The sequence below is a fragment of the Streptomyces sp. NPDC005485 genome, from assembly GCF_040606085.1.
GTDB lineage: Bacteria > Actinomycetota > Actinomycetes > Streptomycetales > Streptomycetaceae > Streptomyces.
This window is the reverse complement of sequence record NZ_JBEXDZ010000029.1, coordinates 42,088-64,448: the sequence shown is the minus strand read 5'-3', so window position 1 is coordinate 64,448 and position 22,361 is coordinate 42,088. Positions and strand designations below refer to the sequence as shown.

Genomic DNA, 22,361 nt, shown 5'->3' with positions numbered 1-22,361 from the left:
GCGGCTCACCTCAGCTTCGGGTCGAGGGCGTCGCGCACCGCGTCGCCGAGCATGATGAAGGCGAGCACCGTGATCGCCAGGGCCCCGGCCGGCCACAGCAGCATGTGCGGGGCCTGGCGGATGTAGGCGGACGCCGCGGAGATGTCGATGCCCCAGCTCACCGTCGGCGGCTTGAGGCCCACGCCGAGGAAGGAGAGCGTCGCCTCCAGCGAGATGTACGTGCCGAGCGCGATGGTCGCCACGACGATGACCGGCGCGATCGCGTTGGGCGTGATGTGCCGAAGCATCATCCGGGAGTTGGAGGCGCCGAGGGCGCGGGCCGCCTGGACGTAGTCGTTCTGCTTGGTGGTGATGACGGAGCCGCGCGCGATCCGGGAGATCTGCGGCCAGCCGAGCAGAACCATGAACCCGATGACGGGCCAGACCGTATTACTGGTCACGACGGAGAGGAGGACCAGGCCGCCGAGCACCACCGGGATCGCGAAGAAGATGTCGGTGATACGGGACAGGATCGCGTCCGAGACGCCGCCGAAGAACCCGGCGAGCGCACCGAACACCGAGCCGAGAATGGCTACACCGAGGGTGGCGCACACGCCGACGCTGATGGAGACTCGCGTGCCGTAGACGGTTCGCGTGTAGACGTCGCAGCCCTGGCCGTCGAAGCCGAACGGGTGGCCCGGCTGTGAGCCCTCCTGGGCCTTGGAGAGGTCGCAGCTGAGCGGGTTGCCGGAGGCGATCAGCGAGGGCCAGAGCGAGATGACCACCAGGAAGAGGATGACCAGCCCGGAGATCAGGAAGACAGGGTTGCGCCGCAGGTCCCGCCAGGCGTCGGACCAGAGCGAGCGCGGCTTCTCCTGTGGGCCGGTGCCTTCCGGTCCACCGGGCGTCTTCTCCAGCGTCTCGGCCTCGCTGCTGCCAAGGTCCATGGTGCCTCCCATCCCGGTCGGGGCGATGGCGAGGTCTTCGGGAGGAGGACCCGCCGGCCTGGCAGGCAGGGATCCGGACCCCGAATGCGCCTCTGGCTCGTACGGCGGCTGCTCAGGCATAGCGGATCCTCGGGTCGAGTACGGCGTAGAGGAGGTCGACGAGCAGGTTGGCGACCAGGAACACGAGGACGAGCACGGTCACGAAGCCGACGACGGTCTGTGTGTTCTGCCGGACGATGCCCTGGTAGAGCTGGTAGCCGACGCCGTGGATGTTGAAGATCCGCTCGGTGACGATGGCGCCGCCCATCAGTGCGCCGACGTCCGTACCGATGAACGTGACCACGGGGATCAGCGAGTTGCGCAGCAGGTGCTTGGTGATCACCCGGCGCCGGGGCAGGCCCTTGGCGACAGCTGTGCGGACGTAGTCGGACCGCTTGTTCTCCGCGATGGAGGTCCGGGTCAGCCGGGTCACGTACGCGAGGGAGACCGAGGCGAGCACGAGCCCGGGCACGATCAGTTCGCTGAACGTGGCGTCCGCGGAGACCGACGGTTTGATCCAGCCCCACTCGACGCCGAGCAGCAGTTGCAGCAGCAGACCGGTGACGAAGGTCGGCACGGAGATGACGACCAGGGTCAGCAGCAGGACGCCCGTGTCGATGGGCTTTCCGCGCCGCAGGCCGGTGATGACGCCCAGCGCGATTCCGATGATGATCTCGAAGAGGATCGCCACGATCGTCAGCCGGATGGTGACCGGGAAGGCGGTCCGCATCAGCTCGGTGACCTCCTGCCCGTTGAAGGCCGTGCCGAAGTCGCCGGTGAAGACCTTCCCCATGTAGTGCAGGTACTGAAAGAACCAGTTCTCGTCGAGGTTGTACTCCTTGCGCAGCTGCGCGGCCGTGGCGGGGTCGCACTGGCGGTCACCGCACAGGCCCGCGATGGGGTCGCCCATCACGTACACCATGAGGAAGATCAGCAGGGTCGCGCCGATGAACACCGGGATCATCTGCAGCAGACGCCGGATCACGTACCGTCCCATGGGGGCTCCGGGGTTAGGCGGGACGGCCCCGGTGAAGGAGCCGTCCCGGGCGGCGTCTCAGCTGACCTTGATCTCGTTGTAGACGGGGACGCTGAACTGGTTCAGTGCCACGTTGGAGACCTTGTCCGAGTAGCCGGCGCTGCCGTTCTGGTACCAGAGCGGGATGGCGGCCATGTTGTCGCGCACGACCTCCTCCGCCTGCTGGAAGAGCTTCACGGCCTTGGCGCGGTCGGTCTCGGCGTTCGCCTGGTTGACGAGCTTGTCGAAGTCCTTGTTGGACCACTGGCCGTCGTTGGAGGAGGCGTTGGTGTAGTACAGCGGCTGCAGGAAGTTCTGGATCAGCGGGTAGTCCATCTGCCAGCCGGCCCGGAAGGGACCGGGCATCTTGTGCTGCCCGATCTGGTTGCGGAAGTCGGCGAAGGTGCCGACCGGGTTGCCGACGCACGCCTTGTCGTTGCCCAGGGCGTTGTTGATGGAGTTGCAGACGGCGTCCACCCACTCCTTGTGCGAGCCGGTGTCCGCGTTGTACGAGATCTTGACCTGGCCGCCGGGGATGCCGCCGCCCTCCTGGACGAGCTTCTTCGCCGCGGCCGGGTCGTAGTCGCAGGAGTCGCCGCACAAGCCGTCCTGGAAGCCGCCCTTCTCACCGAGGACCGGGGAGGTCCAGTCGGTGGCCGGGGTGCGGGTCTTCTGGAAGATCGTCTCGGTGATCTGCTTGCGGTTGATCGCCATGGACAGGCCCTTGCGGACCTTCTCCACGCCGCTCGCGTCCCACTTCTTGTCGTAGAAGGGGAAGGCCAGGGTCTGGATGATGCCGGCGGGTGTGTTGATGTAGCGGCCGCTCAGGTCGCTCTTGGCGTTCTTGAGCTGGGAGGCGGGCACGTCGTCGACGAGGTCGAGGTTGCCCGCGAGCAGGTCGGTGTAGGCGGTGTTGTTGTCGGTGTAGACCTTCAGGTCCACCCCGCCGTTCTGCGCCTTGTCCGTGCCGGAGTAACCGTCCCACTTGCGCAGGGACATCTTCGAGCCCTTGGTGTAGGAGTCGATGGTGTACGGGCCGTTGCCGACCGGCTTCTTCACCCAGGCCGCGTGGTCGTCGAAGAACGCCTTGGGCAGCGGCGAGTAGGCGGCGTAGCCGAGGGTGTCGGGGAAGGTCGAGAACTTCTGGTTGAGCTTGACCGTGAAGGTGTCGGTGCCGGTCACCTTGAGACCGTCGAGCTTGTCCGCCTTCTGCGAGCCCGAGTCGGGGTGGGTCTTGTCGTAGCCGTCGATGTACCCGAAGAAGTACGCGTTCTTCTGGTTGTTCTTCAGGCTCGCCCCGTAGTTCCAGGCGTCGACGAAGGACTGGGCCGTGACGGCCTCGCCGTTGCTGAACTTCCAGCCATTTTTGATCGTGACCGTGAAGTTCTGCGAGTCGGACGTCTCGATCTTGTCCGCGAGCATGTCCTCGGCGGCGCCGGTCTTGGCGTTGTACTGCTTCAGCCCGCGGAAAATCATGTTCATGACCTTGCCGCCCTGCACCTCGTTGGTGTTGGCCGGCTCCAGCGGGTTCTGCGGGTCACCCCAGGAGGAGCTCACCACCCCGGAGCCGTCGCCGCCGCCTCCGCCTCCGCTGTCACTCCCCCCGCCTCCGCAGGCGGTCGCCGTCAGGGCTACCGCCGCCGCGCATGCGGCCCATCTGGCGTGCGTGGCTCCACGCATGGAGTGCCTCCTCAGAGTGCGCTGCGTGTGCAGCGTCGGTGCGCTGTGCCTTTTCGCCAATATCAGGGCACCAAGCACATACCGCACATTTACGCCACCCTTTCGGGGGGTACGTCCCCCGGGGCTCGGACGCTCCGGATACGGGACGCAATGGATCTTCGCCTTCCGATGCCGAACCGTTTGAAAACGCGCACTCTATGTACGCATTCCGAGACACGCGCGTCCGCATATCGAACCTCTTACCCGGTTCGCCCCAGTTGGCCCGAATCCGGACACAGAACGGCCACAGAGCGCTACACGCGTAGTTACGCTAAGGTCAAGCAGAGGTAAAGAAGGTAAAGACAAAACCAAGGGCGGCGAGAATTTATTGACCTTGAATGAATTGCGTTGAAAAAGTCCGGCGTAGCCCGTAGGCGAACCCTGCGGAATCGTTGACCCCTCCGGGCCTGGAGCACCATGACACCCCCTACTCCGTCCGCGGCCGCCCCACTTGAGGTGACCGACGAAGACGCCGCGATACAGACGAAGGCCACCGCCCCCAAGGGTGGTGAGAGCAAGTCTCCCGGTCGGCTCGCCTGGACCCGCTTCAAGAGGGATCGCTCGGGTGTCATATCCGCCTACGTGGTGATCTTCTTCTTCGTCGTGGCGATCGGCGCCCCGCTGATCTCCAAGCTCTACGGCAAGGATCCGTACACGACGTACGGCATGAACACCCCTGGCCTGCTCAACGAGTTCAGCTTCCCGACGAAGGCCAACGGCGGTATCAGCAGCGAGTTCTGGTTCGGCGTCGAGCCGATCCTCGGCCGCGACGTCATGACGTTCCTGCTCTACGGGATGCGCAACTCGCTGCTCATCGCGACCGCGGCCACCCTGATGACGACCCTGCTCGGCGTCGTCATCGGCATCACCGCCGGCTACCTCGGCGGCAAGACCGACTACTTCGTCGGCCGCATCATCGACATCCTGCTGGCCTTCCCCCAGACGCTGTTCTTCATCGCCTTCTGGCCGGTCGTCCTCGCGATCTTCGTCGCCCCGGACGAGAACACGCCGATCTGGCTGACGGTCATCAGCCTCATCCTCGTGATGACGGCCTTCGGCTGGGCCTCCATCGCCCGTCTGCTGCGCGGCGAGGTTCTCGCCCTGCGCGAGCGGGAGTTCGTCGAGGCGGCCAAGGTCACCGGCGCGTCGCCCTCGCGGATCATCTTCAAGGAACTGCTGCCCAACCTGTGGACGCCGATCCTGATCCAGTCCACTCTGTTGCTCCCCGCGTACGTCACGGCCGAAGCGGGTCTCGCGTTCCTCGGCGTCGGCCTCACGGACCCCACCCCCGACTGGGGCGTGATGCTCCAGTTCGGCGCCAAGTACTACCAGAACGACATCACCTTCATGCTCTTCCCGGGCCTGTCCATGGTGATCTTCGTGGTGGCCTTCAACCTGCTCGGTGACTCGGTCCGCGACGCGCTGGACCCGAAGACCAAGCGCTGATCTCCCCCCTCCGGCCCGGGCGACGGGGCCCGGCCGGAGTGCACCCCGCACCTCTCCCATCCACAAGAACGGGCCAGGCATGTCTCTTTCCCGCAGAAACTTCGTCATCGCGACGTCGGTCGCCGCGGCGAGCACGACGCTGCTCTCCGCTTGCAGCAGCAGTGACTCCGGCAGCGGCAGCGGCACTCCGAGCGGCGGCGCCACGGAGTACACCGGCGCCAAGGTCACGGTCGGCACCAAGGAGGACTCGACCGGTCCGGCTCCGGAGATCGCGGGCGCGAAGAAGGGCGGCACGATCTACGGCCTGGCCCCCGACGACTTCTCGCACCTCGACCCGGGGCGCATCTACTACGCCTACAACTCCACCGCCGCGCTGCTCCTGCACCGCTGCCTCACCGGCTACAAGATCGACTCAGCCGGCAAGCAGAAGCTGGTCGGCGACCTCGCCACCGACACCGGCACCATGTCCAACGGCGGCAAGACCTGGGCCTTCACGCTGAAGGACGGTCTGAAGTGGGAGGACGGCACCGAGCTGACGGTCGAGGACGTCCGCCACGGCATCGAGCGCCTGTGGGCCAAGTACATCATCGAGTCCGCCAGCTACGTCCAGATCGCCCTCACGGGCAAGGGCGGCAAGTGGCGTGACGCGTACGAGGGCCCCTACAAGGGCAAGCACCTCAGCCAGATCGTGACGGACAAGGCCAAGAAGACCATCACGTTCAACCTGGCCGAGGCCCGCCCGGACTTCAACTTCACGATGGCGATGCACTCATACGCCGCGGTGTCCCCGAAGCTGGACACCAAGGAGAAGTACGACAAGAAGCCGGCGTCCTGCGGCCCGTACGCGATCAAGAGCCACACGACCGACAAGTCGATGGTCCTCGTCCGCAACAAGAACTGGGACCCGGCGACGGACTCGATCCGCAACGCCTACCCGGACGGTTTCGAGTTCGACTTCGGCATCGAGACCCTTGACTCCGTGGACCGGCTGATCGCCTCCTCGGGCAAGGACGCGTACGCCGTCTCGATCTACAAGGGCGTACCCGCCGAGCGCATCCAGAAGGTCCTCACGGACCCGGAGGTCAAGAAGCGCACCTTCAACGGTCTGCTCACCGGCACGTACTACTACGCGATCAACACCAAGCGCGTCACCGACCTCAAGGTCCGTCAGGCCCTCAACCACGCCTGGCCGCTGCAGCAGATCCGCCAGGTCTACGGTGGCGCGTCCTCCGGCGACTTCGCGACCACGATCCTCAGCCCCGACATCCTGGGCCGCGAGAAGTTCGACGTCTACGGCAAGCTGAAGAAGCCGCAGGGCGACCCGGCGGCGGCGAAGAAGCTGCTCAAGGAGGCCGGCAAGCTCGGTGTGAAGGTCGTCTACGCCTTCCCGCAGGACCCGACCTACAACAAGACGAAGGTCGTCATCGAGAACGCGCTGAAGGAGGCGGGCTTCACGCCGATCATCAAGCCCGTCGACTCGACGACGTACTACGACCAGATCCAGAAGGTCGACAACAGCTACGACGTCATGTGGTTCGGCTGGTCCCCGGACTGGCCGACCGCCTACACGATGATCCAGCCGCTGTTCGACAGCGCCAACATCGGTGACGGTCTGTACAACGTCTCGCAGACGAACATCCCGTGGATCGACTCGGGCGTCCAGAAGAACATGGTCATCTCCGACCAGAAGAAGGCCGGTGCCGCCTGGGCCGCGCTGGACAAGCGGATCATGGAGGAAGTCGCTCCGATCATCCCCGAGATGTACCAGCGCCGTTACTACGTCTACGGCAACAAGGTCGGCGGCGCCCAGTTCGACCCGAACTTCTCGGCGACCCTGCTCTACAAGACCTTCGTGAAGGCCTGACGACCGGCCCTTTAGGTGGGGCGGCCTCGTGCCGCCCCACCCCTTTCCCCCCTTCGGCATCCGTCAGGAAAACCCACTGCCATGCTCCGCTTCCTTGTTCGGCGAATCCTCGGCGCCGCGGTGATCCTCGTGATCATCAGCGCCATCGTGTTCGTCCTGTTCTACGCCGCCCCGCGCGACCCCGCCCGCATCGCCTGCGGCAAGGCCTGCACCCCCGAAACACTGGAGCTGGTGCGGAAGAACCTGGGGATCGCCGATCCTTTTCCCGTCCAGTACTGGGACTGGCTCAAGGGCATCTTCGTAGGACGTGACTACGCGTCCTTCGGCCATTGCCCGGCCCCCTGCCTCGGCTACTCCTTCCAGAACCGCGAGCCGGTCCTCTCCACCATCGCGGACCGCTTCCCGACGACCCTCTCCCTGTCGCTCGGCAGCTCGGCCATCTACCTGGTCTTCGGCATCGGCGCGGGCATGCTCGCCGCGGTCAAGCAGGGCAAGGCCGTGGACAAGATCGCCAGCTCCGCCTCGCTGATCGCGTCCTCGATGCAGATCTACGTCGTCGGTGTCCTCGCGACCTGGCTCCTGGTCGACCAGTGGCACCTGCTCGACCGTGCCAGCTACACCCCCTTCACGGAGAACCCTGCGGCCTGGGCCAAGGGCCTGCTGGTGCCGTGGATCGTGCTCTCCCTGATCTGGACGGCCAACTACACGCGTATGACGCGCTCCCAGATGGTCGAGGTCCTCAGCGAGGACTACGTCCGCACGGCGCGCGCCAAGGGCATGTCCCGCCGTACGGTCTTCTTCCGCTTCGCCTGGCGCGGCGCGATGGGTCCGATCGTCACGATCTTCGGTCTCGACCTCGGTGTGCTGCTCGGCGGCGCCATCATCACCGAGTCGACCTTCAGCCTCCAGGGCTTGGGCATGCTCTCGGTGAAGGCGGTCAGCACCAACGACCTGCCGATCCTGCTCGGTGTCGTCCTGGTCGCCGCGGGCGCGATCGTCGTCTTCAACATCATCGTCGACGCCTTGTACGCCCTCATCGACCCGCGCGTGCGCCTCGCTTAAGGAGAGACCTCATGAGCACCCCCTTCCTCTCCGTACGCGACCTGCGCGTCCACTTCTCCACCGAGGACGGTGTCGTCAAGGCCGTCGACGGGCTCTCCTTCGACGTGGAGAAGGGCAAGACCCTCGGCATCGTGGGCGAGTCCGGCTCCGGCAAGTCCGTCACCAACATGGCGGTCCTCGGCCTGCACGACCCCCGCAACACCGCTCTCGACGGTGAGATCCTGCTCGACGGCAAGGAGCTCATCACCGCCACGGAGAAGGAGCTGGAGCAGCTCCGCGGCAACAAGATGTCCATGATCTTCCAGGACGCGCTGGCCTCCCTGTCGCCGTACCACACGATCGGCGCACAGATCTCGGAGACGTACCGCAAGCACACGGGTGCCTCCAAGAAGGAGGCCCGGGCGCGCGCGATCGAGATGCTCACGCGCGTCGGGATCCCGCAGCCGGACGTCCGGGTGGACGACTACCCGCACCAGTTCTCCGGCGGTATGCGCCAGCGCGCGATGATCGCCATGGCCCTGGTCTGCGACCCCGAGCTGCTGATCGCCGACGAGCCGACCACCGCGCTCGACGTGACGGTCCAGGCCCAGATCATGGACCTGCTCAAGGACCTCCAGCAGGAGTTCGGCACCGCGATCATCTTCATCACCCACGACCTCGGCGTGATCGCCGACATCGCGGACGACGTGCTGGTGATGTACGGCGGCCGGTGCGTGGAGCGCGGCACCAAGAAGGAGGTGCTGCGCCGGCCGCAGCACCCCTACACGCTGGGTCTGCTGGGCTCGATGCCGAGCCTGGAGGGGCCGGTCGACGTGCCCCTGTCGCCCATTCCGGGTTCGCCGCCCTCGCTGCTGAACCCGCCCACGGGCTGCCGCTTCCACCCGCGGTGCACCTTCGCGGAGAAGGTCTCGGGCGGGCTGTGCTCATCGCAGCAGCCGACGCTGGAGATCGTGGACGGACGTGGCAGCGCCTGCCACCTCAGCGCGGCACAGAAGGGCGAGTTCTTCGCCGAGTTCGCCGCCACTCGGGCCAACTGACGTAAAGAGACGGGACTTCACCACCATGAGCAGCACCAATCCCCTCCTGGACGTCTCCGGCCTGACCAAGCACTTCCCGGTCAAGGGAGGCTTCCCGATCCGTCGTACGATCGGCGCCGTCCAGGCCGTGGACGGGCTCGACTTCCAGGTCGCCGAGGGCGAGAGCCTCGGCCTGGTCGGCGAGTCCGGCTGTGGCAAGTCGACGACGGGCCGCCTGATCACGCGTCTCTTGGAGCCGACCGCGGGCAAGATCTCGTATCGCGGTCAGGACATCACGCACGCGAACCGCCGCCAGCTCGCGCCGGTCCGCTCCGAGATCCAGATGATCTTCCAGGACCCGTACGCCTCGCTGAACCCGCGACAGACGGTCGGCAAGATCATCGCGGGTCCGATGGAGATCAACGGAATCGACCCGGCGGGCGGCCGCGAGAAGCGTGTCCGCGAACTGCTGGAGACCGTGGGCCTCAACCCGGAGCACTACAACCGCTTCCCGCACGAGTTCTCCGGCGGTCAGCGCCAGCGCATCGGCGTCGCCCGCGCGCTGGCCCTGGAGCCGAAGCTGATCGTGGCGGACGAGCCGGTCTCCGCGCTGGACGTCTCCATCCAGGCGCAGGTCGTCAACCTGCTCCAGGATCTCCAGCGAGACCTGGGCATCGCGTTCGTGTTCATCGCCCACGACCTCGCGATCGTCCGGCACTTCTCGCAGCGCGTCGCGGTCATGTACCTCGGCAAGATCGTCGAGGTCGCCGACCGGGCCGACCTGTACGAGAACCCGCGCCACCCGTACACGCGTGCGCTGCTGTCCGCCGTGCCCGAGGCGACGGCGGACGACGTGCCGGCCCGCGACCGCATCCGGCTCGTCGGTGACGTGCCCTCGCCGCTCAACCCGCCGTCGGGCTGCCGCTTCCGCACCCGCTGCTGGAAGGCGACGGAGAAGTGCGCCACGGACGCGCCGCCGCTCGTCCAGGTCGAGGGCAACCGTGAGGGCCACCTGACGGCGTGCCACTACCCTGAGACCGCGGAGACCATCCCGGCACCCCGCCTCTCCAAGGACCCCGAGGCAGCGGCCTGACACACCCCGTTCCACCGTCAGCCGCGGCCGACGGAACTGGCTTTCGCCGGCCCATTGACCCGAGCCCGAACCCAGTTCCTGGGGACGAAGGCCCGCACCCCTCGCAGGGGCGCGGGCCTTCGCTGCGCACCGCAGCAGGGGCCATCCGCCTGATTACCCTCAACCATGGACTACTCGAAGATGCGCGCGATCGCCGAGGAGCTCACGGCGTACGCCGAACACCTTGAAGGGGCCTGGACCGTGGAGATCGGCCCCTCTGGTCCCTTCCTCGCAATGACGAGCCCCTCGAAGCGCCATCAAGGTGCGGTCCGGCGCATCCGGAACCAGCTCGACGAACAGCTTCCGGCCACGCACCCCGGCTACATCTGCGCGAACGGCCCCGAGATCGAGCACCCGGAGATCGGCCGCATGCGCCGCCCTGATGCCGTGGTGATCCCCGAGGCCGTACTGGACGAAGAAGGCCTCGCCGTCGACGCCACACAGGTCCTGGCCGTCATCGAGATCGTCTCGCCGTCGAACCCGGAGAACGACTACGGCGAGAAGCTCGCCGATTACCCCGCCATGGGCATCGCCCACTACATGATCGTCGACCCCCGTACCGGCACGATCGAAGTGCACTCCGCCCCCTGCAAGGACCGCTACCAGGACAAGGTGCCCTATATCTTCGGCGACGCCGTCCCGTTCGGGCCGTGGACGGTGGAAACCGGAGCCTTCCGGCGATACGGGAAGGCAGGGGACGACCCCCGCTAGCCCTCTTCGCTCTCCCCCTCCAGAGCCGCAAGCGCCGGGTCCAGCACGATGTCCTCCGCCCTTGCCTCGATCGTCGGGTCCTCCGGGAAGTGGCAGGCGGTCAGGTGGCCTTCGTGGTTGCCGGAGAGACGGATGAGCGGGGGTTCCTCGGCCGCGCACCTGTCCTGGGCCTTCCAGCAGCGGGTGCGGAAGCGGCAGCCCGACGGCGGGGCGATGGGTGAGGGGACGTCGCCCTCCAGGCGGATGCGTTCCTTCTTTTCGGCGTCGATGTCCGCGTCGGGGACGGCGGACATCAGGGCGTGGGTGTAGGGGTGGCGGGGGCGGGTGTACAGCGATGTGCGGTCCGCGACCTCCACGATCTTGCCGAGGTACATGACGGCGACGCGGTGCGAGAAGTGCCGTACGACGGCGAGGTCGTGGGCGATGAACACGAACGCGATGCCCATCTCGCGCTGGACCTCCTGGAGGAGGTTGACGACCTGCGCCTGGATCGAGACGTCGAGGGCGGAGACCGGCTCGTCCGCCACGATCAGCTTGGGTGACAGTGCCAACGCCCTTGCCACACCGATGCGTTGACGCTGGCCGCCGGAGAACTCGTGCGGGAAGCGGTTGTAGTGCTCGGGGTTGAGGCCGACGGTCTCCAGCAGTTCACGTACGCGGGCCTCGCGGCCTCCGGGCGGCTGGATGCCGTTGATCTCCATCGGGCCGGAGATGATCGTGCCGACCGTCTGCCGAGGGTTCAGCGACGCGTACGGATCCTGGAAGATCATCTGGATCTCGGAGCGGATCGGGGCCAGTTGGCGGCGGGTCGCCCGGCTGATGTCCTTCCCGCGGTACGAGATGGTGCCCTCGGTGGGCTCCAGGAGACGGGTCAGCAGCCGTCCCGTCGTGGACTTCCCGCAGCCCGACTCCCCGACCAGGCCCAGGCTTTCGCCGGGCAGGACGTCGAAGGAGATGCCGTCCACGGCCTGTACCTGGCCGACCGTGCGGCGGATGGGGAAGCCGCCCTTCACCGGGAAGTACTTCCTCAGGTCGCGCACGCTCATGAGGGGTTCGTCCGGATCGACGTCCCGCTGTCCGGGGATCACGTCGGCCACCGCCACGGCCTCTGCCTCGCTCTTCTCCTCGTGCACAGTCAGTCTCCTCAGCCCAGCCGGGGCTTGATCGTCTCGGTGAAGATCCGGTTCTTCTGTTCCGGGGTGAGATGGCAGGCGGAGCCGCGCCCCGGCGGAAGTTCCGGGCGCACGTCCACGCAGCGGTCGGGGCCCTCGACCTCCAGCCGGAAGGCGCAGCGCGGATGGAACGGGCACCCCGAGGGCGGGTTCAGCAGCGACGGCGGCGCGCCCGGAATCGGTGTCAGCGGTTCGTCGACGTCCGCCGAAAGGCGCGGCATGGAGCCGAGCAGCCCCCAGGTGTAGGGGTGTCGGGGCGACTTGAGCACTTCGCGGACGGTGCCGCGCTCGACCGCCCGGCCCGCGTACATCACGAGCAGGTCGTCCGCCATGTCGGCGACCACCCCGAGGTCATGGGTGATCATGATGATGGCCGAACCGAACTCCTGCTGAAGGTCCTTGAGCAGATCGAGGATCTGCGCCTGGACGGTCACGTCGAGGGCGGTGGTCGGCTCGTCGGCGATCAGCAGGTCCGGGTTGCAGACCAGTGCCATCGCGATCATCGCGCGCTGGCGCATACCGCCGCTGAACTGGTGCGGGTAGTCGTCCACGCGCTGTGCGGGGTGCGGGATGCCGACCTTCTCCAGCATCTCCACCGCCCGCTGCCGCGCCTCCTTCCTGGAGGCCCCGGTGTGCTTGCGGAACGGCTCCCCGATCTGCCGTCCCACCGTGTGGTAGGGCGACAGCGCGGTCAGCGCGTCCTGGAAGATCATCGCCATCTTGTTGCCGCGGAGCTTCTCGAACTCGCTCTCCGTGGCGGTGATCAGCTCCTTGCCGTCGAGGACGATCTCGCCCTCGACGGTGGTCGACACCGGGTTGTGCAGGCCCAGCACGGTCAGGTTGGTCACCGACTTGCCCGAACCCGACTCGCCGACGATGCCGAGCGTCGAGCCGCGTTCCACCTCGAAGGAGAGCCCGTCGACCGCCTTGACGACACCGTCCTCGGTGGAGAACCGCACATGCAGGTCGCGGACCGCGAGGAACGCGCGGGAACCGTCGGGGGCCGAGGCGTCCTCCGGCTTGGTGAGTGTGGTCACGGCGCCTTCTTCTCCAGTGGGGCCACGTGGTCACTTCCACGGTGGCCTTCTTCGCGCGTCTACGACAGACGTACGCGTGGATCGATCACCGCGTACAGGGCGTCCACGATGACGTTGAGCAGGAGGATGAACGCGGCGCTGAAGAGCATCACGCCCATCAGCTTGGGCAGGTCCTTGCCTACGACGGACTCCACGGCGAGCCGTCCGATGCCCGCGAGCCCGAACGTGTACTCGGTGACGACGGCTCCGCCGAGCAGCGCGGACAGGTCCATGCCGAGGATGGTGGCGATGGGGATGAGCGAGCCGCGCCAGGCGTACCGGAAGAAGACGTACCGGCCGGTCATGCCCTTCGCGCGGGCGGCGCGCACATGTTCCTCCTGGAGCTGCTCGATCATCGCCGAGCGCGCCATGCGCGTGTAGTTGGCCGTGAAGATCACGGACATCACCAGCCAGGGGATCAGCAGGCCCGCGAACCACTGGGCCGGATTCTCCGTGAGCGGCACGTACTTGGGCTTGTCCAGCAGGCCGGTGCTGTACACGAAGATGCCGAGGACGACCGGGCCGAGGAAGTAGATCTGCATCGAGCTGAGGACGAGCGAGATGCTGCTGAAGGTCTTGTCGAGCCAGGTGCCGCGGAAGCGGGCGGCGATGAGACCGGTGCCGAGGCCGACGACGAGGAAGACGATCAGGCCGCCAACGGTGAGGGACAGGGTGAGCGGGAAGCGGTCCATGATCGTGGACCAGACCATCTGCTGGTCGCGGAAGGACACCCCGAAGCAGGGCGCCGGACAGTGCCCCACCGCGAAGTCGCGCCCGGCGAAGATCCCGACGAGGAACTTCCAGTACTGCACCGGGACCGGCTGGTCCAGCCCCAGGTTGCGGTGGATGATCGCCAGCGCGTCCGGTGTGCAGTTCTTGCCGCACGCGAGCGTCGCCGGGTCCTGCGGGATGGCGTAGTACATGAAGAAGGTGAAGGCGCTGATCAGCAGGAGGATGAGCATCGCGCCGAACGTCCGGCGCAGAAGGAATCGAAGCATGGCGAACGCTGCTCCCAGAACGGCGGCCGGGGACGGGGGTCCGGATCCCGGGGGCGCGCCCGCGAAGGCGTGCCCCCGGGATGGCCGGCTCAGCTCTTCAGGAAGACGCGGGTGGGGTCGGTGTAGCTGATGACCGTGGAGTAGCGCAGGCCGCCGACGTTGGAGCCGGCGAGCTGGAACACCTTGGTGTAGTAGATCGGCGACGCGGGGTTGACCTTGGTGCTGATGTACTGGTTGAGCGCGGTCCAGGCCTTGGTGGCCTCCGCGGTGTCCGTGATCTTCAGGATGCGGGCGATCTCGGAGTTCACGTGGTCGTCGTTGATGTGCGAGTAGTTCGACGAACCGTCCTGGATCTGTGTGCCGTCGTACACCGGCGGGATGACGGTGGAGGCTGACGGCCAGTCCTGGCCCCAGCCGGTCATGTAGATGTCGAGGCCGTTCTTGACCTTGCCGACCTCCTCGTACCAGGTGGCGGCGTCGATCTCCTTCTTCTGGACGTCCAGGCCGATCTTCGACAGGGCGTTCTCGACGAGCACGGCCTGCTGCTGGCGGACGGGGATGTTGGCATAGCCGTAGACGATCTTCCTGCCCTTGGCGCCGGCCTCGTCGATCAGCTTCTTGGCCCGGGCGATGTCGCCGTTGGGGTGCTTGGCGCGGTCGAAGGGGTCGAAGTCCTTCTGGTAGCCCGGGGTGGTGGGCGACATCAGGTTGTCGGCGACCTCGCCGCCGTACGCGCCGCCGTCGGCCTTGTACACGGCGGTGGCCGGCATGGCGTAGGTGATCGCGTCGCGGATCCGCTTGTCCTTGACGCGGTCGAGGTTGAAGTTCATCTGCCACACGTACGGCGCGTAGCCCTGGACCGTGCGCTTCATCGCGGCGGCGTCGCTGACGACCTTCTGCACCTGGGTCGTGGCGACCTGGCCGGTGAACATGACGGCGTTCTTGGCGTCGCCGCGGTCGGCGAGGAGCGTCTTGGTCTGGTCCTCGTCGTCGTGGTTGATGTCGATGTCGAAGCCGTCGACGTACTGGTGGCGCATCGGGTCGGTCTTCGCGTCCCAGTTGGTGTTCCTGACCAGCTTCACGTTCTTGCCGGCCTTGAACTCCGAGATCCGGTACGGCCCGACGGCGACCGGCCTGGTGTCGTACTTGGCCTTGGTGTCGGTCTTCTCGGGGACCACGCAGTAGCCGGCCATGGTGAGGGCCTGCGGCAGGTCGGGCTGCGGGACGCCGAAGTGGAAGACGACCGTCTTGTCGTCGGGGGTCGCGAGCACGGTGTCCGGCAGGTGCTTGCCCTTGAAGGGTCCTGCGTACGCCTTGCGGTAGGTGGTGCCCGCGCCCGACAGCCACTGCTGGATGTAGGTGGGGCCGTCGGTGATGAACGGGTCGTAGAGCCGCTCGAAGGTGTGCCGGATGTCGTTGGCGTCGATCACATGGCCGGTCTCGTCCTTGATCCCGCTCTTCAGGGTGTACGTCCAGGTCCTGCCGCCGTCCGACATCCTGCCGGGGTCGGTGGCGAGGTCGCCCACGACGGTGAGATGGCCCTTGGCGTCCTCCTTGTAGGTGGTCAGGCCGCGGAAGATCAGCTTGGCGAGCAGTCCGGCGTCGCTGACGTACATCTGTCCCGGGTCGAGGTGCGAGAAGTCGTCCTCCTCGTAGACCTGGACCGTTCCTCCGGACTTGGCACCCGTGACCTCCTCGGCGGGACCGGTGGAATCCTGTGCGGTGCCCATCTTCACCGCCGTCGCCTGCGAGGCGGCTTCCTTCTTGTTCTTGCTCTTGCCGGTGTCGCCGCCGCTGTCGCTCTTGCTGCAGCCGGCCAGCGCCAGGGCGCCGGCCGCCACGGCGACGACGGCCGTCCGCGTGGTGCGGGAACTGAGGATGCTCATGGAGTCGAGTCACCTGCCTGTGAGTAGTGACCGTGCTTAGTGATCCATTTCGAGCGATCAGCGGCCCGTCTTGGGATCGAAGGCGTCCCGGACGGAGTCGCCGAGGAGGTTGAACGCCACGACGAAGACGACCATGGCGATGCCCGGGAAGAACATGTAGACGGGGTCCTGCTCGTAGATGTTCGAACCGATGGCGAACATCCGTCCCCAGTCCGGGGTGGGCTCGGAGTAGCCGACGCCCACGAAGGAGAGGAACGCGACCGAGAGGATGGTGTTGGGCAGCATGTACGTGCCCTGCACCAGGATCGGTGTGACCAGGTTGGGCAGCAGTTCCTTGCGGATGATCCGCCAGGGCGAGGCGCCCGCGACCCGCGCGGCCTCGACGAACTCCCGCTCGCGCAGCGAGAGCGTCACCGCCCGGACCAGCCTGGCCAGCCCCATCCAGCCGAGGAACCACAGCACGCTGATGATCGCGACCGCGTGGATGTAGGTGGGGGTCTCCTCGTCGGGGGCGACGAACACCGCGGTGATCACCGGCATCGCCGCGATCAGGAACAGCTGCTGCGGGAAGGCGAGCAGGAAGTCCGTGAGCCGGCCCAGCCAGTAGTCGACCCTGCCGCCGAAGTAGCCGCCGACCAGGCCGATCACGACGCCCATGAGCACCATCGCGACGGTCGCCGCGAGCGCCGTGTACAGCGAGGTGCGCATGCCGTACAGGAGCTGCGTGAACACATCGCGCCCCAGGGTGGGTTCGATCCCGAACCAGTACTCCGTGGTGATGCCGCCGTTGGGGCCCGAGGGCATGTTGAAGTCGTTCAGGAGCGTGGGGTCGTCCTGGCCGTAGAGGGTGTACGGGTTCTTGCCGTACAGCTTCGAGATCAGCGGAGCGAGGGCCGCCACCAGGAAGAAGAAGAACACCACGTACGCGGCGACCACACCGCTGCGGTCCCGTTTGAACCGGCGCCACATCAGCCGGCCGGGCGAGCGCCCCTCCGGCGTCTTGGGCGGCTCGGGGGCTTTCGCCTCGGCCTTCCGGTCCGCCTCTGCCGGGTTTTCCGCGCCCTCGATCTCGATCGGACTCGTCATGATGCGTCCATTCATGGGTACGCCGAGCCGACGGCCGCCACAGGAGGTGGACGGTCGCGGACCGGGCCATGCGGATCAGGAGAGACGGATGCCTATCGGTCGCCGAGCGGCGGCGCGTTGAGTGCGACAACTCGCATACGGACACGCGTAGTAGGCATGTGATGCCTCCTCATGACTCAGCCGGTGCACGGACACCGGTGCACGGACAGGAGGGGTTTCCGGCGAACCTCCGACACCCCTGACGGAGGGCCGGACACCCCACTGTGCTCGTGAGTCGGCGCTGTCCCCACAGCGCGTGACCCATTGACCCGAGCGTTACGCGGCTAACTATCGGACATGCGCCAGTGACCGACCAGCGTCGTGAGGTCTCGGTTCAGTCACAGCTGAGCCGTACATCTTCCAAGATCTGGACAGCGAGATCCTCGCAAGATGCCCGCGAAACGGACGTATTGCATATCTACCGGGCGAGGCACTCCGGATTCCGGACACCAGGGGTCGGAAAACCGGTTGCAAAAAGCCCGGGCCTCCCCATCGCGGGGAGGCCCGGGCTCTGCAGACGTCGCGTCAGCTGACTGTGGATCAACTGACGGTCGATCAGTGGATCGGCCTACGGCGACAAGCCGGGCCGGCCGGCGGTGATCAGCCGTGCTTGGCGCGGCTCGCGGTGCGGCCGCGCTCCTTCTGGTCCAGGACGACCTTGCGGATGCGCACGGCCTCCGGGGTCACCTCGACGCACTCGTCGTCGCGGCAGAACTCCAGGGACTGCTCCAGGGAGAGCTTGCGCGGCGGGACGATCGCCTCGAACGAGTCGGCGGCGGCGGAGCGCATGTTGGTGAGCTTCTTCTCCTTGGTGATGTTCACGTCCATGTCGTCGGCGCGCGAGTTCTCGCCGACGATCATGCCCTCGTACACCTCGGTGCCGGGGTCGGTGAACAGCACACCGCGCTCCTGGAGGTTCGTCATCGCGAACGCGGTGACGGCACCGGCGCGGTCGGCGACCAGGGAGCCGTTGTTACGGGTCTTCAGCTCGCCGAACCACGGCTCGTGGCCCTCGTGGATGGAGTGCGCGATGCCCGTACCGCGGGTACCCGTCAGGAACTCCGTACGGAAGCCGATGAGGCCGCGGGAGGGGACGACGAACTCCAGACGGACCCAGCCGGAGCCGTGGTTCGACATGTTGTCCATGCGGCCCTTGCGGACGCCCATGAGCTGCGTGACCGCGCCCATGTGCTCCTCGGGGACGTCGATCGTCATGCGCTCGACCGGCTCGTGCGTCTTGCCGCCGATCTCCTGGGTGACCACCTGCGGCTTGCCGATGGTCAGCTCGAAGCCCTCGCGGCGCATCTGCTCGACCAGGATGGCGAGCGCGAGCTCACCACGGCCCTGGACCTCCCAGGCGTCCGGGCGCTCGGTGTCGAGCACACGGAGGGAGACGTTACCGATCAGCTCGCGGTCCAGGCGGTCCTTGACCTGGCGCGCGGTGACCTTGCGGTCCTTGACCGCGGCCTTGGCGGAGGCGCCCTTGCCGGTGCCACCGCGGCCGACCAGCGGCGAGGTGTTGGTACCGATGGTCATGGAGATCGCGGGCTCGTCGACCGTGATGAGCGGCAGCGCGATCGGGTTCTCGGTGTCGGCGAGGGTCTCACCGATCATGATGTCCGGGATACCCGCGACGGCGCAGATGTCACCGGGGCCCGCCATCTCGGCGGGCTTGCGGGTGAGCGCCTCGGTCATCAGCAGCTCGGTGATGCGCACGTTGGACATCGTGCCGTCGCGCTTGATCCACGTGACGGTCTGACCCTTGCGCAGCTCGCCCTGCTCGACGCGCAGCAGCGCGATACGGCCGAGGAAGTTGTCGGCGTCCAGGTTGGTGACGTGCGCCTGGAGGGGGGCCGCCTCGTCGTAGGACGGGGCCGGGACGTGCTGGAGGATCGTGGAGAAGAACGGCTCCAGGCTGTCGCTGTCCGCCGGGACCGTGCCGTTCTCCGGCTTGGTCAGCGAGGCGACACCGTCACGCGCACACGCGTAGACGATGGGGAACTCGATCTGCTCCTCGTCCGCGTCCAGGTCCAGGAAGAGGTCGTACGTCTCGTTGACGACCTCGTCGATCCGGGAGTCCGGGCGGTCGGTCTTGTTGATGCACAGGATGACCGGCAGACGCTGCTGAAGCGCCTTGCGCAGCACGAAGCGAGTCTGCGGCAGCGGGCCCTCGGAGGCGTCGACAAGGAGCACGACGGCGTCCACCATCGACAGGCCGCGCTCGACCTCACCACCGAAGTCGGCGTGGCCGGGGGTGTCGATGATGTTGATCGTGATGACGTCGCCGCCATCCTTCGGGTGGTACTTGACCGCCGTGTTCTTCGCCAGGATCGTGATGCCCTTCTCACGCTCCAGGTCGTTCGAGTCCATCATGCGGTCGTCGAGCGACTCGGCGGCGTGCGCGGCGAAGGCACCGGCCTGCTTGAGCATGGCGTCGACGAGAGTCGTCTTGCCGTGGTCGACGTGGGCGACGATGGCGACGTTGCGGATGTCGTGGCGCGTGGCCATATTGAGGCGCTTCTCCCGGAGTGAGTGGACGGCCTCCGCTGCGCGGGGCCTGCCGGGCTGAACACGCCACGGCCTTACCCCATCGTACGTGGCGTTGACAGACCCGGCCTCCGCAGGGCCCTCCGGGCGGTCCGGAGAGGGACGGCGAAGCCGCGTCACTCCAGGCAATCGTGCCGCTGTGACTGTGCCCACTCGTCGCCCAGCGGGACGAGTGGGCACAGTGGCGGGGCCTCCTACTTGGGCGAAGCGCTCGCCGACGGCTTCGTCGTCTTCTTCAGGAAGCCCATGTCCTCGTACACCGGGGTCTGGAAGCCGAAGGCGCCGGCGTTGGCGAGGTCGGGGCGGGCGGCGGTGAGCTGAGGGCGCTGGTAGAGGGGGATCGAGCCGGCGGCGGCCCAGATGCGGGCGTCGGCCTTGCGGACCAGGTCCCGCGCCTTGTCCTCGTCCAGCGTTGCCACCGCCTGATCGAACAACTGATCGACCCGATCCGTGCCGACGCGCGTGTAGTTCTGCTCCACGCTCAGCGAACCGTCGGCGGCGGGCACCGGCTTCGCGAAGATCGGCCGCGCGTCGGTCGCCGGGAAGGCGGACGCCGGCCAGGAGTACAGCGCCAGGTCGTACTGCCCGGACGCGATGTGGTCCTTGAAGTAGCTGTCGTCGGAGACCTTGGAGATCTCCGTACGGATGCCGATCCGCTGCAGCATGCCCGCGATGCGGTCGGCGACGGCCCGCAGGGACTCCGACCCGGGCCCGGAGGGCAGCACGAACCGCAGGGTCAGCGGCTTGCCGTCCTTGGCGAGCACCTTGGCCGCCGAACCCCCGGGCGCCGCCGTGCCCTTGGGGGCGTACGCCCCGGGCGCGCCCCCCTGCTTGGCGGGCTTGTGCGCGTACTGCTTGCCGTCCAGCTGCTTGCCCGCCTGCTCCTCGGCATGCTGCCCCGAGTGCTTCGAGCCGTGCTTCCCGCTGTGCTTCTTCGTGTGGTCCTTGGGGTCCTTCTTCTTCTCCTGGCCGGCTTCGGACGGCTTGTTGTCCTCGCCGACGATGTACGTGCCGTCATCGCCCGAGGAGTCGTCCGAGGAATCGCCGGAGCCCTTGCTGCCGGAGGCCTTGGACCCGGCCGCCTTCTTGGTCTTCGCCGCGTCCTTCTCCTTGACGGGCCCGCCGGGCACCCACCCGGCGTCGGAGAGCAGCGCCTGCGCCTCCGCGGTGTCCTGCCCGCCGAGGGCCCCGCTGCTGTCGGCGTACGCCTGCTGCCCCGCGAGCGCGAGATGGCTGCCCACGGGAACGGCGGGCAGTCCCAGCGGCTTCAGCACGACCGCGGCGAGCGCCTTGCGGTCGAGCGCGCGGGCCACGGCCCGCCGGACGCGCTCGTCGGCCAGCGGCCCTTCGCCGCCGTTGAGAGCGAGCTGCGTGTAGGCGGGTTCGAGGGACTTGCGGATCACGAAGCCGCGCAGCGCCGACTGCTGGTCGGCGTACTTCGTGATGGCCTTCTGCCGCTTCCCGCGCGCGCTCTTCTCGTCGGCGGCGGCCTCCTCGTCGGAGCCGTGGGCGAGTGCCCAGGACCGCAGCGCCTTGGCGGGCGGTCCTGCGGCGCCGGGCCCCTGCAAGGGGGTGCTGCCCTTGTCGCGGGCGGCTCGGGTGATCCGCTCGGCCTCGCCGGGGTCGATCTCGGCGAGGTCCAGCTTCCCGGCTGCGAGCGCGGCGGCCCGCTTCTCGCGCGGTACGGCACGCAGCACCAGCTCGGAGAGCTTGGCGGGGCGGCCCCACCAGCGGTCGTTGCGGGTGAGGGTGACCTCGCCGTCCTTGCGGTCGACCTTCTTCACCGTGAAGGGGCCGGCGGTGGCCTTCAGCTTCCGGCGCGCGCCGTCGTTGAAGGCGTCCGGGGAGCCCATGACGTCCTTCGGGTACAGCGGCGAGAACAGCGCCTTCCAGTCGGCGTACGGCTTGCTGAAGGTGACCTTGACCTCCAGGTTGTTCGCCCCGCGCTCGATCTTCTCGATGCGTTCGTAGCCGGCGTTGCGGGCGGTCCAGTACGCGGTGTCCTTGCCGGACAGGGCACGCCACTGGGCGGCGAAGTCGGCGGCGCCGATCTCCCGGCCGTCGCTCCACACTGCCTGCTGGTTGAGCTTGTAGAGCACGACCTGCTTGGGCTCGCGATCGACCACCTTCGCGGACTCCAGGTAGTCGGCGTCACGCTGCGGGCGGCCCATCGCGTCGAGCCGGTACATGGAGGGCAGGACGGCGCCCGCGACCCGGGAGGTGCCCGCGTCGGCGTCCGACTGGAAGGTGTTGAGGGTCTCCGGGACGGCGTCGACGGCCCAGTGGAGGGTGCCGCCGTCCGCGATCAGGTCGCGTGCGGCGGGCGCGATGTCCTGCCCGGCGAGGGGCTTGCCCGCCTTGTCCTCGGCGCTGCACGCGGCGAGGGCGGGTACCGCGAGCGCGCCCGCGGTGAGGAAGGCGACCGAGCGCATCACCGCGCGCAGTCCGACGCCGTCGTGGGACATCACTGCAACCTCCGGGGCTGGGCCGGTTCTGATCACGATTGGCGGTATATGGAGCTGATCAGATGTATGGGGCCACTGAAGGGGAGGGACAGCCCTCCGGAGCGACGACACGGCGGTGACGGCACCGAACCCCACCCGTGCGGCGCAACACGGGGGCAGTTT

The 22,361-nt window shown here is 67.4% G+C and carries 16 protein-coding genes; 6 read left to right on the top strand and 10 right to left on the bottom strand.

The features are described 5' to 3' along the window. Positions 1–5: 5 nt before the first annotated feature. The 3 genes from ABZS97_RS12965 to ABZS97_RS12955 all read right to left on the bottom strand — a co-directional run bounded on the left by ABZS97_RS12965 (position 6) and on the right by ABZS97_RS12955 (position 3,660). Complete coding sequence (locus tag ABZS97_RS12965) at positions 6–926, bottom strand: ABC transporter permease (RefSeq protein ID WP_356136833.1); 921 nt, start codon at positions 924–926, stop codon at positions 6–8. 112 nt (positions 927–1,038) lie between these two features. Next, positions 1,039–1,962, bottom strand: coding sequence for an ABC transporter permease (locus ABZS97_RS12960; protein ID WP_356136831.1), 924 nt, complete (start codon positions 1,960–1,962; stop codon positions 1,039–1,041). A 57-nt stretch (positions 1,963–2,019) separates the two neighbouring features. After that, positions 2,020–3,660, bottom strand: a complete 1,641-nt coding sequence (locus ABZS97_RS12955) for an ABC transporter substrate-binding protein (RefSeq protein ID WP_356136829.1) — start codon at positions 3,658–3,660, stop codon at positions 2,020–2,022. Positions 3,661–4,116: 456 nt separating this feature from the next. On the opposite strand from ABZS97_RS12955, the gene ABZS97_RS12950 reads away from it, so the two are divergent. The 6 genes from ABZS97_RS12950 to ABZS97_RS12925 all read left to right on the top strand — a co-directional run bounded on the left by ABZS97_RS12950 (position 4,117) and on the right by ABZS97_RS12925 (position 10,930). Further along, positions 4,117–5,145 carry an ABC transporter permease gene (locus ABZS97_RS12950; RefSeq protein WP_356136827.1) on the top strand — a complete coding sequence of 343 codons (1,029 nt, stop codon included), beginning with the start codon at positions 4,117–4,119 and terminating at the stop codon, positions 5,143–5,145. Between the two features lie 79 nt (positions 5,146–5,224). Next, positions 5,225–7,009, top strand: coding sequence for an ABC transporter substrate-binding protein (locus tag ABZS97_RS12945; RefSeq protein ID WP_356136825.1), 1,785 nt, complete (start codon positions 5,225–5,227; stop codon positions 7,007–7,009). A gap of 81 nt (positions 7,010–7,090) precedes the next feature. Continuing rightward, complete coding sequence (locus ABZS97_RS12940) at positions 7,091–8,071, top strand: ABC transporter permease (RefSeq protein ID WP_356136823.1); 981 nt, start codon at positions 7,091–7,093, stop codon at positions 8,069–8,071. 11 nt (positions 8,072–8,082) lie between these two features. Beyond that, complete coding sequence (locus ABZS97_RS12935; protein ID WP_356136821.1) at positions 8,083–9,108, top strand: ABC transporter ATP-binding protein; 1,026 nt, start codon at positions 8,083–8,085, stop codon at positions 9,106–9,108. A gap of 25 nt (positions 9,109–9,133) precedes the next feature. Continuing rightward, positions 9,134–10,180, top strand: coding sequence for a dipeptide ABC transporter ATP-binding protein (locus ABZS97_RS12930; RefSeq protein ID WP_356136819.1), 1,047 nt, complete (start codon positions 9,134–9,136; stop codon positions 10,178–10,180). Between the two features lie 165 nt (positions 10,181–10,345). Then, entirely contained in the window at positions 10,346–10,930 is a 585-nt protein-coding gene (locus ABZS97_RS12925) for a Uma2 family endonuclease (protein WP_356136818.1), read from the top strand. Here ABZS97_RS12925 and ABZS97_RS12920 read toward each other — a convergent pair. The 7 genes from ABZS97_RS12920 to ABZS97_RS12890 all read right to left on the bottom strand — a co-directional run bounded on the left by ABZS97_RS12920 (position 10,927) and on the right by ABZS97_RS12890 (position 22,199). Beyond that, positions 10,927–11,976 carry a dipeptide ABC transporter ATP-binding protein gene (locus tag ABZS97_RS12920; RefSeq protein WP_356136855.1) on the bottom strand — a complete coding sequence of 350 codons (1,050 nt, stop codon included), beginning with the start codon at positions 11,974–11,976 and terminating at the stop codon, positions 10,927–10,929. The genes ABZS97_RS12925 and ABZS97_RS12920 overlap by 4 nt on opposite strands. Positions 11,977–12,074: 98 nt before the next feature. Further along, a complete protein-coding gene (locus ABZS97_RS12915; RefSeq protein ID WP_356136816.1) occupies positions 12,075–13,139 on the bottom strand; it encodes an ABC transporter ATP-binding protein in 1,065 nt (354 codons plus the stop codon). A gap of 59 nt (positions 13,140–13,198) precedes the next feature. After that, complete coding sequence (locus tag ABZS97_RS12910) at positions 13,199–14,176, bottom strand: ABC transporter permease (RefSeq protein ID WP_356136814.1); 978 nt, start codon at positions 14,174–14,176, stop codon at positions 13,199–13,201. Positions 14,177–14,265: 89 nt separating this feature from the next. Continuing rightward, a complete protein-coding gene (locus ABZS97_RS12905; protein WP_356136812.1) occupies positions 14,266–16,062 on the bottom strand; it encodes an ABC transporter substrate-binding protein in 1,797 nt (598 codons plus the stop codon). A gap of 57 nt (positions 16,063–16,119) precedes the next feature. Then, positions 16,120–17,148, bottom strand: coding sequence for an ABC transporter permease (locus ABZS97_RS12900; protein WP_356136810.1), 1,029 nt, complete (start codon positions 17,146–17,148; stop codon positions 16,120–16,122). 639 nt (positions 17,149–17,787) lie between these two features. After that, the gene (gene typA / locus ABZS97_RS12895; RefSeq protein ID WP_356136808.1) at positions 17,788–19,695 is read right to left on the bottom strand and encodes a translational GTPase TypA; all 1,908 of its coding nucleotides are present in this window, start codon (positions 19,693–19,695) and stop codon (positions 17,788–17,790) included. A 233-nt stretch (positions 19,696–19,928) separates the two neighbouring features. Then, positions 19,929–22,199 carry an ABC transporter family substrate-binding protein gene (locus tag ABZS97_RS12890; protein WP_356136806.1) on the bottom strand — a complete coding sequence of 757 codons (2,271 nt, stop codon included), beginning with the start codon at positions 22,197–22,199 and terminating at the stop codon, positions 19,929–19,931. Positions 22,200–22,361: the final 162 nt, after the last annotated feature.